The sequence below is a fragment of the Streptomyces sp. NPDC050164 genome (assembly GCF_044459945.1).
GTDB classification, from domain to species: Bacteria; Actinomycetota; Actinomycetes; order Streptomycetales; family Streptomycetaceae; genus Streptomyces; species Streptomyces coeruleorubidus_A.
This window is the reverse complement of record NZ_JBITJK010000033.1, coordinates 101,353-116,652: the sequence shown is the minus strand read 5'-3', so window position 1 is coordinate 116,652 and position 15,300 is coordinate 101,353. Positions and strand designations below refer to the sequence as shown.

14 protein-coding genes are annotated in these 15,300 nt (G+C 70.1%); 13 read left to right on the top strand and 1 reads right to left on the bottom strand.

The window, feature by feature from the left end:
* Positions 1-169: 169 nt before the first annotated feature.
* Entirely contained in the window at positions 170-673 is a 504-nt protein-coding gene (gene bldD, locus ACIBNA_RS33445) for a transcriptional regulator BldD (protein ID WP_399168926.1), read from the bottom strand.
* 266 nt (positions 674-939) lie between these two features.
* Here bldD and pyrR point away from each other — a divergent pair, with 266 nt between their 5' ends.
* From pyrR to metK, 13 genes are all read left to right on the top strand, one after another.
* Entirely contained in the window at positions 940-1,506 is a 567-nt protein-coding gene (gene pyrR, locus ACIBNA_RS33440; RefSeq protein ID WP_274814997.1) for a bifunctional pyr operon transcriptional regulator/uracil phosphoribosyltransferase PyrR, read from the top strand.
* Positions 1,507-1,607: 101 nt separating this feature from the next.
* Positions 1,608-2,585, top strand: coding sequence for an aspartate carbamoyltransferase catalytic subunit (locus ACIBNA_RS33435; protein WP_399168925.1), 978 nt, complete (start codon positions 1,608-1,610; stop codon positions 2,583-2,585).
* A 5-nt stretch (positions 2,586-2,590) separates the two neighbouring features.
* Positions 2,591-3,877, top strand: coding sequence for a dihydroorotase (locus ACIBNA_RS33430; protein ID WP_399168924.1), 1,287 nt, complete (start codon positions 2,591-2,593; stop codon positions 3,875-3,877).
* Complete coding sequence (locus ACIBNA_RS33425) at positions 3,874-4,443, top strand: hypothetical protein (RefSeq protein WP_399168923.1); 570 nt, start codon at positions 3,874-3,876, stop codon at positions 4,441-4,443. Before ACIBNA_RS33430 ends, ACIBNA_RS33425 begins: the two co-directional genes overlap by 4 nt.
* Entirely contained in the window at positions 4,440-5,582 is a 1,143-nt protein-coding gene (gene carA, locus ACIBNA_RS33420) for a glutamine-hydrolyzing carbamoyl-phosphate synthase small subunit (protein ID WP_279546242.1), read from the top strand. The genes ACIBNA_RS33425 and carA overlap by 4 nt, the downstream gene beginning before the upstream one ends.
* Positions 5,575-8,892 (top strand): carbamoyl-phosphate synthase large subunit, encoded by a 3,318-nt coding sequence (carB, locus tag ACIBNA_RS33415; protein ID WP_399168922.1) that lies wholly within the window; start codon positions 5,575-5,577, stop codon positions 8,890-8,892. Before carA ends, carB begins: the two co-directional genes overlap by 8 nt.
* 72 nt (positions 8,893-8,964) lie before the next feature.
* Positions 8,965-10,071 (top strand): quinone-dependent dihydroorotate dehydrogenase, encoded by a 1,107-nt coding sequence (locus ACIBNA_RS33410; protein ID WP_399168921.1) that lies wholly within the window; start codon positions 8,965-8,967, stop codon positions 10,069-10,071.
* The gene (gene pyrF / locus ACIBNA_RS33405) at positions 10,068-10,913 is read left to right on the top strand and encodes an orotidine-5'-phosphate decarboxylase (protein ID WP_399168920.1); all 846 of its coding nucleotides are present in this window, start codon (positions 10,068-10,070) and stop codon (positions 10,911-10,913) included. Before ACIBNA_RS33410 ends, pyrF begins: the two co-directional genes overlap by 4 nt.
* A gap of 278 nt (positions 10,914-11,191) precedes the next feature.
* Positions 11,192-11,515 (top strand): integration host factor, encoded by a 324-nt coding sequence (locus tag ACIBNA_RS33400; protein WP_003977346.1) that lies wholly within the window; start codon positions 11,192-11,194, stop codon positions 11,513-11,515.
* 58 nt (positions 11,516-11,573) lie between these two features.
* Positions 11,574-12,131, top strand: coding sequence for a guanylate kinase (gene gmk, locus ACIBNA_RS33395; protein WP_059416316.1), 558 nt, complete (start codon positions 11,574-11,576; stop codon positions 12,129-12,131).
* Between the two features lie 71 nt (positions 12,132-12,202).
* Positions 12,203-12,475, top strand: a complete 273-nt coding sequence (gene rpoZ, locus ACIBNA_RS33390; protein WP_003988945.1) for a DNA-directed RNA polymerase subunit omega — start codon at positions 12,203-12,205, stop codon at positions 12,473-12,475.
* Between the two features lie 110 nt (positions 12,476-12,585).
* Positions 12,586-13,788: a bifunctional phosphopantothenoylcysteine decarboxylase/phosphopantothenate--cysteine ligase CoaBC gene (gene coaBC / locus ACIBNA_RS33385; RefSeq protein ID WP_399168919.1), complete on the top strand. Its 1,203-nt coding sequence runs from the start codon at positions 12,586-12,588 to the stop codon at positions 13,786-13,788.
* A 236-nt stretch (positions 13,789-14,024) separates the two neighbouring features.
* Positions 14,025-15,233 (top strand): methionine adenosyltransferase, encoded by a 1,209-nt coding sequence (gene metK, locus ACIBNA_RS33380; protein WP_274814988.1) that lies wholly within the window; start codon positions 14,025-14,027, stop codon positions 15,231-15,233.
* The last annotated feature ends 67 nt before the right edge of the window (positions 15,234-15,300 follow it).

Here is a 15,300-nt window from a genome sequence, read left to right as displayed (position 1 = left end):
GGGGTTGTGTGTGTGGCCCCGGGGGGGGCCCCCCCGCGGGGCCGGGGGGGCCCCGCGGGTTTCCCGGGGGTTGGGGGGGCGCCCCGCCCCTCACACCGCCGCCGGGGTGGCCGAAACCATATGGTTTCGGCCACCCGGCGGCACGTTTCTGCTGCCCCCCCGGAAGCGGTCAGCCCTCCTCGTGGGCGGCCACCGCGCGACGCGCGTCCGCGTCCAGGACGCCCCAGTTGATCAGCTGCTCGGTGAGGACCGAAGGCGACTGGTCGTAGATGACGGCGAGTGTGCGCAGGTCGTCCTGGCGGATCGAGAGCACCTTGCCGTTGTAGTCACCGCGCTGCGACTGGATCGTGGCCGCGTAGCGCTGCAGGGGGCCCGCCTTCTCGGCCGGCACCGTGGCCAGCCGCTCCAGGTCCAGGACCAGCTTCGGCGGCGGCTCGGCGGCGCCGCCCGGGGTGGTGCCCGGGAGCAGCTCCTGCACCGGAACGCCGTAGAAATCCGCCAGCTCGGCAAGGCGCTGCACGGTCACGGCGCGGTCGCCGCGCTCGTACGAACCGACCACGACCGCCTTCCAGCGTCCCTGGGACTTCTCCTCGACACCGTGGAGGGAAAGGCCCTGCTGGGTGCGGATCGCCCGGAGCTTGGCCCCGAGCTGTTTGGCGTATTCGCTGGACATATAGCTCCCCGGCACTGTGTCGACGCGTCTGGCGTGGGTGCCAGGCCGCGCGGCTGGTAACTCACTGTGAGGTTACGCAGCGTTACTCTGCCGCGTCAAGCCGAATGGTCCGCACCGACTCTTCCGTGGTATCGGCACTCGGTTAGGCCGAGTGGGTGATCCGAGGGGGCCGTCCGGGCGACAGCGAGGGCCTGCTACCGTGGATGGCGCAATCCCGACGTCCTTTAAGGTCCGTCCCGTGAGGCGGAGAAGGAGGTCCGTTTCGTATGGACACGCACGACTCGCAGTCCGATGCCCGGCCCGTTCTCGAAGGGCCCGACATCGCGCGGGTACTGACCCGCATCGCCCACGAGATCGTCGAACGCGCCAAGGGCGCCGACGACGTGGTGCTCCTCGGCATTCCGACCCGGGGCGTCTTCCTGGCCCGGCGGATCGCCGACAAGCTCGAGCAGATCACCGAGCGCAAGGTTCCGTGCGGCTCGCTCGACATCACCATGTACCGCGACGACCTGCGCATGCACCCGCCGCGTGCCCTGGCCCGCACCGACATCCCCGGCGACGGCATCGACGGCAAGCTGGTCGTCCTCGTCGACGACGTCCTCTTCTCCGGCCGCACCATCCGCGCCGCCCTCGACGCCCTGAACGACATCGGGCGCCCCCGCGCGGTGCAGCTCGCGGTCCTCGTCGACCGCGGTCACCGCGAACTGCCCATCCGCGCCGACTACGTCGGCAAGAACCTCCCCACGTCGTTGCGGGAGACGGTCAAGGTCCAGCTCGCCGAGGAGGACGGTCGCGACACCGTGCTGCTCGGCGCCAAGCAGACCGCCCAGTAGCGCCTCGGGTGTACGCCGCTGGCGTACGCCGGCTCAGAGCGCCCCTCGCGGGCCCGTCTGCCCCATTTCTTCAGTTTGAACTGCCTTACGGAGCCTGACAGATGCAGCGTCATCTCATCTCGGCCGCCGACCTCACCCGCGACGACGCCGTCCTGATCCTCGACACCGCCGAGGAGATGGCCCGGGTCGCCGACCGGCCGATCAAGAAGCTGCCGACCCTGCGCGGCCGCACGATCGTCAACCTCTTCTTCGAGGACTCCACCCGGACCCGGATCTCCTTCGAGGCCGCCGAGAAGCGGCTCTCCGCGGACGTCATCAACTTCTCCGCCAAGGGTTCGAGCGTGTCCAAGGGCGAGTCCCTGAAGGACACCGCCCAGACGCTGGAGGCCATGGGCGTCGACGCCGTGGTCATCCGGCACGGCGCCTCCGGAGCCCCGTACCGGCTGGCGAACTCCGGCTGGATCGACGCGGCCGTCGTCAACGCCGGCGACGGCACCCACCAGCACCCCACCCAGGCCCTGCTGGACGCCTTCACCATGCGCCGCCGCCTGATCGGCCCGGACGCCGGGATCGGCCAGGACCTCGAAGGCAAGCGCATCACCATCGTCGGCGACGTCCTGCACAGCCGGGTCGCCCGCTCCAACGTCGACCTGCTGCACACCCTCGGCGCCGAGGTCACCCTCGTCGCCCCGCCGACCCTGGTGCCGGTCGGCATCGAGACCTGGCCCTGCGAGGTGTCGTACGACCTCGACAGCACGCTGCCCAAGTCCGACGCGGTGATGATGCTGCGCGTCCAGCGCGAGCGCATGAACGCCGCGTTCTTCCCGACCGAGCGCGAGTACTCCCGGCGCTACGGCCTCGACGGCGACCGCATGGCGCGGATGCCCGAGCACGCCGTCGTGATGCACCCCGGCCCGATGGTCCGCGGCATGGAGATCACCGCCGAGGTCGCCGACTCCGACCGCTGCACCGTCGTCGAGCAGGTCGCCAACGGAGTCTCCATCCGGATGGCCGTCCTCTACCTGCTGCTGGGCGGAAACGAACCCGCCGTCACCCACACCCGTACCGAGGAGAAGTAAGACAGATGAGCAAGATCCTGATCCGTGGTGCGAAGGTGCTCGGCGGCGAGCCGCAGGACGTGCTGATCGACGGCGGGACGATCGCGGAGGTCGGCAGCGGGCTGTCCGCCGAGGGCGCAGAGATCGTCGAGGCCGAGGGCAAGGTGCTGCTGCCGGGCCTGGTCGACCTGCACACGCATCTGCGCGAGCCGGGCCGTGAGGACTCCGAGACCGTCCTCACCGGTACCCGTGCCGCGGCCTCCGGCGGCTACACCACCGTGTTCGCCATGGCCAACACCTTCCCGGTCGCCGACACCGCCGGTGTCGTCGAGCAGGTCTGGCGGCTCGGCAAGGAGCACGGCTACTGCGACGTCCAGCCGATCGGTGCCGTCACCGTGGGCCTGGAGGGCAGGAAGCTCGCCGAGCTGGGCGCCATGCACGAGTCGGCGGCCGGGGTCACCGTCTTCTCCGACGACGGCAAGTGCGTCCACGACGCCGTGATCATGCGCCGGGCCCTGGAGTACGTGAAGGCCTTCGGCGGTGTCGTCGCGCAGCACGCGCAGGAGCCGCGGCTGACCGAGGGCGCCGAGATGAACGAGGGCGTCGTCTCCGCCGAACTGGGGCTCGGGGGCTGGCCCGCGGTGGCCGAAGAATCGATCATCGCCCGGGATGTCCTGCTCGCCGACCACGTCGGCTCCCGCGTCCACATCTGCCATCTGTCGACCGCCGGGTCCGTCGAGATCGTCCGCTGGGCGAAGTCCCGCGGCATCGCCGTCACCGCCGAGGTCACCCCGCACCACCTGCTCCTCACCGACGAGCTGGTCCGGACGTACAACCCCGTCTTCAAGGTCAACCCGCCGCTGCGCACCGAGCGCGACGTGATGGCCCTGCGCGAGGCGCTCGCCGACGGGACGATCGACATCGTCGCCACCGACCACGCCCCGCACCCGCACGAGGACAAGGACTGCGAGTGGGCCGCGGCCGCCATGGGCATGGTCGGCCTGGAGACGGCGTTGTCAGTGGTGCAGGAGACCATGGTCGACACGGGCCTGCTGGACTGGGCCGGCGTCGCCGACCGGATGTCCTTCAAGCCCGCGCAGATCGGACAGGCCACGGGCCACGGCCGTCCCGTCTCGGCAGGTGAGCCCGCCAACCTCACCCTCGTCGACACGGCATACCGTGGGCTCGTGGAACCCGCGGGCTTCGCCTCGCGCAGCCGCAACACCCCCTACGAGGGTCGTGAGCTGCCGGGCCGTGTGACGCACACGTGGCTGCGGGGCAAGGCCACGCTCGTCGACGGGAAGCTCACGTGACACCTGTACTCTGGCTCGCCGCCGAGAAGGAATCGGCGCAAGTGACCGACTGGGCCGCCCGCATCGGTTGGGTCGTCGGCCTCGCCCTGTTCGTCGCGCTCGTCTACTGGCTGATGCGCGAGGGCTGGAAGTGGCGCGGCACACTCCAGGGCGACCTGCCCGAGCTGCCCGCGGCCCCGGAGGAGACGGGCCCGGCGCGTCTGACGACGAGCGGCCGCTACCACGGCTCCACCACCGCCGGACAGTGGCTCGACCGCATCGTCGCGCACGGCCTGGGCACCCGCAGCCGCGCCGAGCTCGCGCTCACGGACGCCGGACTGGACGTCGTACGCCCCGGGGCGAGCGACTTCTTCGTCCCGGCCGCACAGCTCCGCGAGGCCCGGCTCGACAAGGGCATCGCCGGCAAGGTGCTCACCGAGGGCGGCCTCCTCGTCGTCACCTGGGAGCACGGTGACCGGCTGATCGACTCCGGCTTCCGCTCCGACCACGCGGCCGAGCACAACGAGTGGGTCGAGGCCATCAACTCCATGACCGAAACGAACAGCAGGGAAGGCGCCGAACGATGACCACCTCCACCAGGGGAGCTGCCAAAACTCCCGCCGTACTCGTCCTGGAGGACGGCCGGGTCTTCCGCGGCCGTGCCTACGGGGCCGTGGGGGAGACCTTCGGCGAAGCGGTGTTCTCCACCGGCATGACCGGCTACCAGGAGACCCTGACCGACCCCTCGTACCACCGCCAGGTCGTGGTGATGACCGCACCGCACGTCGGCAACACCGGCGTCAACGACGAGGACATGGAGTCCAAGCGCATCTGGGTCTCCGGGTACGTCGTGCGCGACCCCGCGCGCGTGCCGTCCAACTGGCGCTCCCGCCGCTCGCTGGACGAGGAGCTGGCCGCGCAGGGCGTCGTCGGGATCTCCGGCATCGACACCCGCGCCCTCACCCGCCACCTGCGCGAGCGCGGCGCGATGCGCGTGGGCATCTTCAGCGGTGACGCCGTCCGGGACGACAGCGCACTCCTCGCGCGCGTGCAGGAAGCCCCGCAGATGAAGGGCGCGAACCTCTCCGCCGAGGTCGCCACCACCGAGCCGTACGTCGTCCCGGCCATCGGCGAGAAGAAGTTCACCGTCGCCGCCGTCGACCTCGGCATCAAGGGCATGACCCCGCACCGCATGGCCGAGCGCGGCATCGAGGTGCACGTGCTCCCGGCGACCGCGACCGTCGAGGACGTCTACGCGGTGAACCCGGACGGCGTGTTCTTCTCCAACGGCCCGGGCGACCCGGCCACCGCCGACCACCCCGTCTCCGTCATGCGGGGCGTCCTGGAGCGCGGCACCCCGCTGTTCGGCATCTGCTTCGGCAACCAGATCCTGGGCCGCGCGCTCGGCTTCGGCACCTACAAGCTGAAGTACGGCCACCGCGGCATCAACCAGCCGGTGCAGGACCGCACGACCGGCAAGGTCGAGGTCACCGCGCACAACCACGGCTTCGCCGTCGACGCCCCGCTCGACCAGGTCTCCGAGACCCCGTTCGGCCGCGCCGAGGTGTCCCACGTGTGCCTGAACGACAACGTGGTGGAGGGGCTCCAGCTTCTCGACCGCCCCGCCTTCAGCGTCCAGTACCACCCCGAAGCGGCAGCCGGCCCGCACGATGCCGCCTACCTGTTCGACCGCTTCGTATCCCTGATGGAGGGCCAGCGTGCCTAAGCGCACCGATATCCAGTCCGTCCTGGTCATCGGCTCCGGCCCGATCGTCATCGGCCAGGCCGCCGAGTTCGACTACTCCGGCACGCAGGCGTGCCGCGTCCTGAAGGCCGAGGGCCTCAGGGTCGTCCTGGTGAACTCCAACCCGGCGACGATCATGACCGACCCGGAGATCGCCGACGCCACCTACGTCGAGCCCATCACCCCCGAGTTCGTCGAGAAGATCATCGCCAAGGAGCGGCCCGACGCGCTGCTGCCCACCCTGGGCGGCCAGACGGCCCTCAACACCGCCATCTCGCTGCACGAGAACGGCGTCCTGAACAAGTACGGCGTCGAGCTCATCGGCGCCAACGTCGAGGCGATCCACAAGGGTGAGGACCGCGACCAGTTCAAGGAGGTCGTGGAGGAGGTCCGCAAGAAGATCGGCCACGGCGAGTCCGCCCGGTCCTACATCTGCCACTCCATGGACGACGTCCTCAGGGGCGTCGAGGAACTCGGCGGCTACCCGGTCGTCGTCCGCCCGTCCTTCACCATGGGCGGCGCCGGCTCCGGCTTCGCCCACGACGAGGAGGAACTGCGCCGCATCGCCGGCCAGGGCCTGACGCTCTCGCCGACCACCGAGGTGCTCCTGGAGGAGTCCATCCTCGGCTGGAAGGAGTACGAGTTGGAGCTGATGCGCGACAAGCACGACAACGTCGTGGTCGTCTGCTCCATCGAGAACTTCGACCCCATGGGCGTGCACACCGGCGACTCGATCACCGTCGCGCCCGCGATGACGCTCACCGACCGCGAGTACCAGATCCTGCGCGACATCGGCATCGCCGTGATCCGCGAGGTCGGCGTCGACACCGGCGGCTGCAACATCCAGTTCGCGGTGAATCCCGAAGACGGCCGCGTCATCGTCATCGAGATGAACCCGCGCGTGTCCCGCTCCTCGGCGCTCGCCTCCAAGGCGACCGGCTTCCCGATCGCCAAGATCGCCGCCAAGCTCGCCGTCGGCTACACGCTGGACGAGATCCCGAACGACATCACGCAGGAGACGCCCGCCTCCTTCGAGCCGACGCTCGACTACGTGGTCGTGAAGGCCCCGCGCTTCGCCTTCGAGAAGTTCCCGAGCGCCGACTCCACCCTCACGACCACCATGAAGTCGGTCGGCGAGGCCATGGCCATCGGCCGCAACTTCACCGAGGCCTTCCAGAAGGCCCTGCGCTCGCTGGAGAAGAAGGGCAGCCAGTTCACCTTCGTCGGCGAGCCCGGCTCCGCCGCAGACAAGGACGAGCTGCTCCGCGAGGCGGTCCGCCCCACCGACGGCCGCATCAACACCGTCATGCAGGCCATCCGCGCGGGCGCCACGCCCGAAGAGGTCTTCGAGTACACGAAGATCGACCCCTGGTTCGTCGACCAGCTCTTCCTGATCAAGGAGATCGCGGACGAGCTCGCGGACGCCGACGAGCTCACGCCCGACCTGCTCGCCGAGGCCAAGCGGCACGGCTTCTCCGACTCGCAGATCGGCGAGATCCGCGGCCTGCGCGAGGACGTCGTCCGCGAGGTCCGGCACGCGCTCGGCATCCGCCCGGTCTACAAGACGGTCGACACCTGCGCCGCCGAGTTCGCCGCGAAGACGCCGTACTTCTACTCCTCCTACGACGAGGAGACCGAGGTCGCGCCCCGCGAGAAGGCCGCCGTCATCATCCTCGGCTCCGGCCCGAACCGCATCGGCCAGGGCATCGAGTTCGACTACTCCTGCGTCCACGCCTCCTTCGCGCTGAGCGACGCCGGGTACGAGACCGTGATGGTCAACTGCAACCCGGAGACCGTCTCCACGGACTACGACACCTCCGACCGCCTGTACTTCGAGCCGCTGACGCTCGAGGACGTGCTGGAGATCGTCCACGCCGAGCAGCAGGCCGGCCCGGTCGCGGGTGTCGTCGTCCAGCTCGGCGGCCAGACCCCGCTGGGCCTGTCGCAGGCGCTCAAGGACAACGGCGTGCCCATCGTCGGCACCTCCCCGGAGGCCATCCACGCCGCCGAGGACCGCGGCGCCTTCGGCCGGGTCCTGAAGGAGGCCGGCCTCCCGGCCCCCAAGCACGGCACCGCCACGACCTTCGCCGAGGCCAAGGCCATCGCCGACGAGATCGGCTACCCGGTCCTGGTCCGCCCGTCCTACGTCCTCGGCGGACGCGGCATGGAGATCGTCTACGACGAGACCCGGCTGGAGGCCTACATCGCCGAGTCGACCGAGATCAGCCCCTCGCGGCCGGTCCTGGTCGACCGGTTCCTCGACGACGCGATCGAGATCGACGTCGACGCCCTCTACGACGGCGAGGAGCTGTACCTCGGCGGCGTCATGGAGCATATCGAGGAGGCCGGCATCCACTCCGGCGACTCGGCGTGCGCCCTGCCCCCGATCACGCTCGGCGGCTTCGACATCAAGCGTCTGCGCGCCTCCACGGAGGGCATCGCGAAGGGCGTCGGGGTGCGCGGCCTGATCAACATCCAGTTCGCGCTCGCGGGCGACATCCTCTACGTCCTGGAGGCCAACCCGCGCGCCTCGCGGACCGTCCCCTTCACCTCGAAGGCGACCGCGGTGCCGCTGGCCAAGGCCGCCGCCCGGATCTCGCTGGGCGCGACCATCGCCGAGCTGCGCGCCGAGGGCCTGCTGCCGGCCAGTGGCGACGGCGGCGAGCTGCCGTTCGACGCGCCGATCTCCGTCAAGGAGGCCGTCATGCCGTGGTCCCGCTTCCGCGACATCCACGGCCGCGGCGTCGACACGGTCCTCGGCCCGGAGATGCGCTCCACCGGCGAGGTCATGGGCATCGACTCCGTCTTCGGCACGGCGTACGCCAAGTCGCAGGCGGGCGCCTACGGCCCGCTGCCCACCAAGGGCCGCGCGTTCATCTCGGTCGCCAACCGCGACAAGCGCTCGATGATCTTCCCGGCCCGCGAGCTGGTCGCCCACGGCTTCGAGCTGCTGGCCACCTCCGGCACGGCCGAGGTCCTCAAGCGCAACGGCATCAACGCCACGATCGTGCGCAAGCAGTCCGAGGGCACCGGCCCGAACGGCGAGAAGACCATCGTCCAGCTCATCCACGACGGCGAGGTCGACCTCATCGTCAACACCCCGTACGGCACCGGCGGCCGCCTCGACGGCTACGACATCCGTACGGCGGCCGTGGCACGCTCCGTGCCCTGCCTGACGACGGTCCAGGCGCTCGCGGCGGCGGTCCAGGGCATCGACGCCCTCAACCGCGGCGACGTGAGCGTCCGATCGCTCCAGGAACACGCGGAACACCTGACCGCGGCCCGCGACTAGCAGCCGAAGAGGGGGACACCGGAAACGGTGTCCCCCTCTTCGTGAGGACGCCCATGTCTTCGTGAGGACACCATGTACAAGATCTTTTTCAGTCTGCTCTTCAAGCGGATGGACCCGGAGCAGGCCCACCACCTCGCTTTCCGCTGGATCCGGCTGGCCGCCCGCGTCCCCGTGCTGCGGACCTTCCTCGCGGCCGCCCTCGCGCCCCGCCACAAGGAGCTGCGCACGGAGGCCTTCGGGCTGCGCATGCACGGCCCCTTCGGGCTCGCCGCGGGCTTCGACAAGAACGCCGTCGGCATCGACGGCATGGCGATGCTCGGGTTCGACCACGTCGAGGTCGGCACGGTCACCGGCGAGCCGCAGCCCGGCAATCCCAAGCAGCGGCTGTTCCGGCTGGTCAAGGACCGGGCGCTGATCAACCGCATGGGCTTCAACAACGACGGATCGCTCCGCGTCGCGGCCCGCCTGGCCTCCCGCACGCCCGTCTTCAAGACCGTCGTCGGCGTCAACATCGGCAAGACCAAGGTCGTACCGGAGGAGGAGGCCGTCGCGGACTACGTGAAGTCCGCCGAGCGGCTGGCGCCCTACGCCGACTACCTCGTGGTCAACGTCTCCTCGCCGAACACGCCCGGGCTGCGCAACCTCCAGGCCACTGAGGCACTTCGCCCCCTGCTGAGCGCCGTCCGCGAGGCCGCCGACCGCATGGTCTCCGCGCGGCGCGTCCCGCTCCTGGTCAAGATCGCGCCGGACCTCGCCGACGAGGACGTCGACGCCGTCGCCGACCTCGCCGTGGAACTCGGCCTGGACGGGATCATCGCCACGAACACCACCATCGCGCGCGAAGGGCTCGGCCTGAAGTCCGACCCCTCCCTGGTCAAGGAGACCGGCGGCCTGTCCGGGGCGCCCCTGAAGGAACGCTCCCTGGCGGTCCTGCGCCGCCTCTACGCGCGCGTGGGCGACCGGATCACCTTGGTGGGCGTCGGGGGCGTCGAGAACGCCGAGGACGCCTGGCAGCGCATCCTGGCCGGTGCCACGCTGGTCCAGGGCTACAGCGCCTTCATCTACGAGGGGCCGTTTTACGCTCGCGACCTCCACAAGGGGCTCGCCGCGCGCCTGCGCACCAGCCCGTACGCCACGCTCGCCGACGCGGTGGGCGCCGACGTGAGGAAGACGGCATGAGTGGTCTCGAACCCTTCGGCGCGCGCCTGCGCCGCGCCATGGACGAGCGCGGTCCGCTCTGCGTCGGCATCGACCCGCACGCCTCCCTGCTCGCCGAGTGGGGCCTCAGCGACGACGTGGCGGGCCTGGAGCGGTTCAGCCGCACGGTCGTCGAGGCCCTGGCCGACCGGGTCGCCGTGCTCAAGCCGCAGAGCGCGTTCTTCGAGCGGTTCGGCTCGCGCGGCGTCGCCGTCCTGGAGAAGTCGGTGGCCGAGGCGCGGGCCGCGGGCGCGCTGGTCGTGATGGACGCCAAGCGCGGCGACATCGGCTCGACCATGGCCGCGTACGCCGAGTCCTTCCTGCACGAGGACGCGCCGCTGTTCTCCGACGCCCTGACCGTCTCGCCCTACCTCGGCTACGGCTCGCTCAGCCCGGCCGTCGCGCTGGCCCGGGAGAGCGGCGCCGGGCTGTTCGTGCTGGCGCTGACCTCCAACCCGGAGGGCGGCGAGGTCCAGCACGCCGTGCGCTCCGACGGCCGGAACATCGGAGCGACCATGCTCGCGCACCTGTCCGCCGAGAACGCGGGGGAGGAGCCCCTGGGGTCCTTCGGCGCGGTCGTCGGCGCGACCCTCGGTGACCTGTCGTCGTACGACCTGGACATCAACGGCCCGCTCCTCGCGCCCGGCATCGGGGCCCAGGGGGCCACGCCGGCCGATCTTCCCCGGGTCTTCGGGACGGCGGTGCGCAACGTCGTGCCGAACGTCAGCCGGGGAGTGCTACGCCACGGTCCCGACGTGGTCGCGCTGCGTGACGCCGCGGAGCGCTTCGCGGGGGAGATCCGTCACACCCTGACCCCCTCCTGACCTCCTCCTGGTCTCTTCGGGAGTCCTCCGATGAGTGGTCCGGGGCGCGCTTGAGCCTGAATACATCCTCAAATCCGGGGCAGTATGTCCTAAATGTCCCTTCAGGTGAAGGCTGACCAGGACTTTTCCGCTGTTCTCGCTGACTCTGGCGGACTTGCCCGCTAGTCTCCGACGAGAGTGAACGGGCGAAGCGTGTTGCTCGTAGCTCCCCAGGTGTGGGGCGACTAGGTTCCTCACCGGTCCGTATCCGACAGTTCGACATCCGAGGTGACGTAGGCGTGGCTCTTCCGCCCCTTACCCCTGAACAGCGCGCAGCCGCGCTCGAAAAGGCCGCCGCGGCTCGCCGGGAGCGGGCCGAGGTCAAGAATCGACTCAAGCACTCCGGCGCCTCCCTTCACGAGGTCATCAAGCAGGGCCAGGAGAACGACGTCATCGGCAAGATGAAGGTCTCCGCCCTCCTCGAGTCCCTCCCGGGCGTGGGCAAGGTCCGCGCCAAGCAGATCATGGAGCGACTCGGTATCTCCGAGAGCCGTCGCGTGCGCGGCCTCGGTTCCAACCAGATCGCCTCCCTGGAGCGCGAGTTCGGCAGCACCGGCTCCTGAACCGGGCACTCCGGGGAAGCGAGTCCCGGGCACTCCGGGATTGCTGGATAATCGCTGCATGAGTGAACGTCCGCGGCTGACCGTGCTCTCCGGCCCCTCCGGGGTCGGCAAGAGCACGGTCGTCGCCCATATGCGCAAGGAACACCCCGAGGTCTGGCTCTCGGTGTCGGCGACGACCCGCAAGCCCCGCCCCGGCGAGAAGCACGGAGTCCACTACTTCTTCGTCACCGACGACGAGATGGACAAGCTGATCGCCAACGGCGAACTGCTGGAGTGGGCCGAGTTCGCCGGCAACCGCTACGGCACACCGCGTGCGGCCGTGCAGGAGCGCCTGGAGAAGGGCGAGCCCGTACTCCTCGAGATCGACCTCCAGGGCGCCCGTCTGGTCCGGGAGTCGATGCCCGAGGCTCAGCTGGTGTTCCTGGCTCCCCCCTCCTGGGAGGAGCTGGTGCGCAGACTCACCGGGCGGGGCACCGAACCGCCCGAGGTGATCGAGCGGCGGCTTCAGGCGGCGAAGACCGAGCTGGCGGCCGAGCCCGAGTTCGATACGACCCTGGTCAACACCTCCGTCGAGGACGTGGCTCGCGAGCTGCTAGCCTTGGTGGACGTCGTGTGACCATCGCTGATCGTTTCCGGGTCTCGCTGATCACCCCGACAGAATCTTTCCCATCCATCGGAAGGTAGAGCGTGTCCTCTTCCATCTCCGCGCCCGAGGGCATCATCAACCCGCCGATCGACGAGCTCCTCGAGGCCACCGACTCGAAGTACAGCCTCGTGATCTACGCGGCCAAGCGGGCCCGCCAGATCAACGCGTACTACTCGCAGCTCGGCGAGGGTCTCCTTGAGTACGTGGGTCCTCTCGTCGACACCCACGTCCACGAGAAGCCGCTCTCGATCGCCCTCCGCGAGATCAACGCGGGGCTGCTGACGTCCGAGGCCGTCGAGGGCCCGGCGCAGTAAGTACTATTTGCAGCTTGACCCTTTTCCACAGGCCCGGCAGGCCGACTGCCGGGCCTGTGGTGTGTCATGGAGTCGTACGTAGTGCCGGTTGCCGAGGTCCGGGGAGAGACGTGGACAAGCCGAAGGTCGTTCTGGGGGTCAGTGGCGGCATCGCCGCGTACAAGGCCTGTGAGCTGCTGCGGCGGCTGACGGAGTCGGGCCATGACGTGCGCGTGGTGCCCACCGCCTCCGCCCTGCACTTCGTCGGCGCCGCCACCTGGTCCGCGCTCTGCGGAAACCCGGTCTCCACCGAGGTCTGGGACGACGTGCACGAGGTCCCGCACGTCCGCATCGGACAGCACGCCGACCTGGTCGTCGTCGCCCCCGCCACCGCCGACCTGCTCGCCAAGGCGGCCCACGGCCTCGCCGACGACCTCCTCACCAACACCCTCCTCACCGCCCGCTGCCCGGTCGTCTTCGCCCCCGCCATGCACACGGAGATGTGGGAGCACCCGGCCACCCAGGAGAACGTGGCGACGCTGCGCCGCCGCGGCGCCCTCGTCATCGAACCGGCCGTGGGCCGCCTCACCGGCGTCGACACCGGCAAGGGCCGGCTGCCCGACCCGGGCGAGATCTTCGAGGTCTGCCGCCGGGTGCTGGCCCGGGGCGTGTCCGAGCCCGACCTGAAGGGCCGGCATGTCGTGGTCAGCGCCGGCGGCACCCGCGAGCCCCTGGACCCCGTCCGGTTCCTCGGCAACCGCTCCTCCGGCAAGCAGGGCTACGCCCTCGCCCGCACCGCGGCCGCCCGGGGCGCCCGCGTCACGCTGATCGCGGCCAACAGCGCCCTGCCCGACCCGGCCGGCGTGGACGTCGTCCCCGTCGGCACCGCCGTGCAGCTGCGCGAGGCGGTGCTGAACGCCTCCGCCGATGCCGACGCGGTGGTGATGGCGGCGGCGGTGGCGGACTTCCGCCCGGCGGTGTACGCGGCCGGGAAGATCAAGAAGAAGGACGACCAGGAGCCGGAGCCGATCACTCTGGTGCGGAATCCGGACATCCTCGCGGAGATCTCCGCCGACCGCGCGCGCCCCGGACAGGTGATCGTCGGCTTCGCGGCGGAGACCGACGACGTGCTCGCCAACGGCCGCGCCAAACTGAAGCGCAAGGGCTGCGATCTGCTGGTGGTGAACGAGGTCGGGGAGAGCAGAACCTTCGGTTCCGAGGAGAACGAGGCCGTCGTCCTCGGCGCCGACGGCAGCGAGACCGCGGTGACGCACGGCCCCAAAGAAGCCCTGGCCGAAACCGTGTGGGACCTGGTGGTCGAGCGCCTTCGCTGATGTTTCAGTCACCCTGCGCCCCCGTGAAACCCGGCCGATCGGGGCGTGGCGCCTCTGGCCAACGCAGCACGGCATTGGGCAGAATGCCCGTGCCGCAGGTCACAGCACTCCCGAGTGTCGAGACAGGGGGACCGTGGCCGAAGCGTGACCGATAAACTGTTCCACGGACGGCGCCGGGTGCAGCCCCCGCCGTCCGCCAATGACAGCCAGCAGCCGCTGCAACCCCAGGGAGCGTTGTGTCCCGTCGCCTGTTCACCTCGGAGTCTGTGACCGAGGGTCACCCCGACAAGATCGCTGACCAGATCAGCGACACCATTCTCGACGCGCTGCTCCGCGAGGACCCGACCTCCCGGGTCGCCGTCGAAACCCTGATCACGACCGGCCTGGTGCACGTGGCCGGCGAGGTCACGACCAAGACGTACGCGGACATCGCGACGCTGGTCCGGAGCAAGATCCTCGAAATCGGCTACGACTCCTCGAAGAAGGGCTTCGACGGCGCCTCCTGCGGCGTCTCGGTGTCGATCGGCGCCCAGTCCCCGGACATCGCCCAGGGCGTGGACACGGCTTACGAGTCCCGTGTCGAGGGCGACGAGGACGAGCTCGACAAGCAGGGCGCAGGCGACCAGGGCCTGATGTTCGGCTACGCGACGGACGAGACGCCGACGCTGATGCCCCTGCCGATCTTCCTGGCGCACCGCCTGTCGAAGCGCCTGTCCGACGTGCGCAAGAACGGCACGATCCCCTACCTGCGCCCGGACGGCAAGACGCAGGTCACCATCGAGTACGACGGCGACAAGGCGGTCCGCCTGGACACCGTCGTGGTCTCCTCCCAGCACGCCTCCGACATCGACCTGGACTCGCTCCTGGCTCCGGACATCAAGGAGTTCGTCGTCGAGCCGGAGCTGAAGGCGCTGCTCGACGAGGGCATCAAGCTCGACACGGAGAACTACCGCCTCCTGGTCAACCCCACCGGCCGCTTCGAGATCGGCGGGCCCATGGGCGACGCCGGCCTGACCGGCCGCAAGATCATCATCGACACGTACGGCGGCATGGCCCGCCACGGCGGCGGCGCCTTCTCCGGCAAGGACCCGTCCAAGGTCGACCGCTCCGCGGCGTACGCGATGCGCTGGGTCGCGAAGAACGTCGTCGCCGCGGGTCTCGCCACCCGCTGCGAGGTCCAGGTGGCGTACGCCATCGGCAAGGCCGAGCCGGTCGGTCTGTTCGTCGAGACCTTCGGCACCGCCAAGATCGACACGGCGAAGATCGAGAAGGCGATCGACGAGGTCTTCGACCTCCGTCCGGCCGCCATCATCCGCGACCTCGACCTGCTCCGCCCGATCTACTCCCAGACGGCGGCGTACGGCCACTTCGGCCGCGAGCTTCCCGAGTTCACCTGGGAGCGGACGGACCGCGTGGAGGCCCTGCGCAAGGCCGTGGGGCTGTAAGTCCCCGGAAGACGGCGGGGCCGTAGGCCCGACGCCGCCGCGGTACCTCGCGAGGCCCGGCACCCTT

What these genes read in the sequence shown, in the direction of transcription:
- pyrR (WP_274814997.1), top strand. Translation starts at nt 940, where the DNA reads ATGGACACGCACGACTCGCAGTCCGATGCCCGGCCCGTTCTCGAAGGG.
- bldD (WP_399168926.1), bottom strand. Translation starts at nt 673, where the DNA reads ATGTCCAGCGAATACGCCAAACAGCTCGGGGCCAAGCTCCGGGCGATC.
- ACIBNA_RS33430 (WP_399168924.1), top strand. Translation starts at nt 2,591, where the DNA reads ATGAGCAAGATCCTGATCCGTGGTGCGAAGGTGCTCGGCGGCGAGCCG.
- gmk (WP_059416316.1), top strand. Translation starts at nt 11,574, where the DNA reads ATGAGTGAACGTCCGCGGCTGACCGTGCTCTCCGGCCCCTCCGGGGTC.
- ACIBNA_RS33410 (WP_399168921.1), top strand. Translation starts at nt 8,965, where the DNA reads ATGTACAAGATCTTTTTCAGTCTGCTCTTCAAGCGGATGGACCCGGAG.
- carA (WP_279546242.1), top strand. Translation starts at nt 4,440, where the DNA reads ATGACCACCTCCACCAGGGGAGCTGCCAAAACTCCCGCCGTACTCGTC.
- pyrF (WP_399168920.1), top strand. Translation starts at nt 10,068, where the DNA reads ATGAGTGGTCTCGAACCCTTCGGCGCGCGCCTGCGCCGCGCCATGGAC.
- ACIBNA_RS33435 (WP_399168925.1), top strand. Translation starts at nt 1,608, where the DNA reads ATGCAGCGTCATCTCATCTCGGCCGCCGACCTCACCCGCGACGACGCC.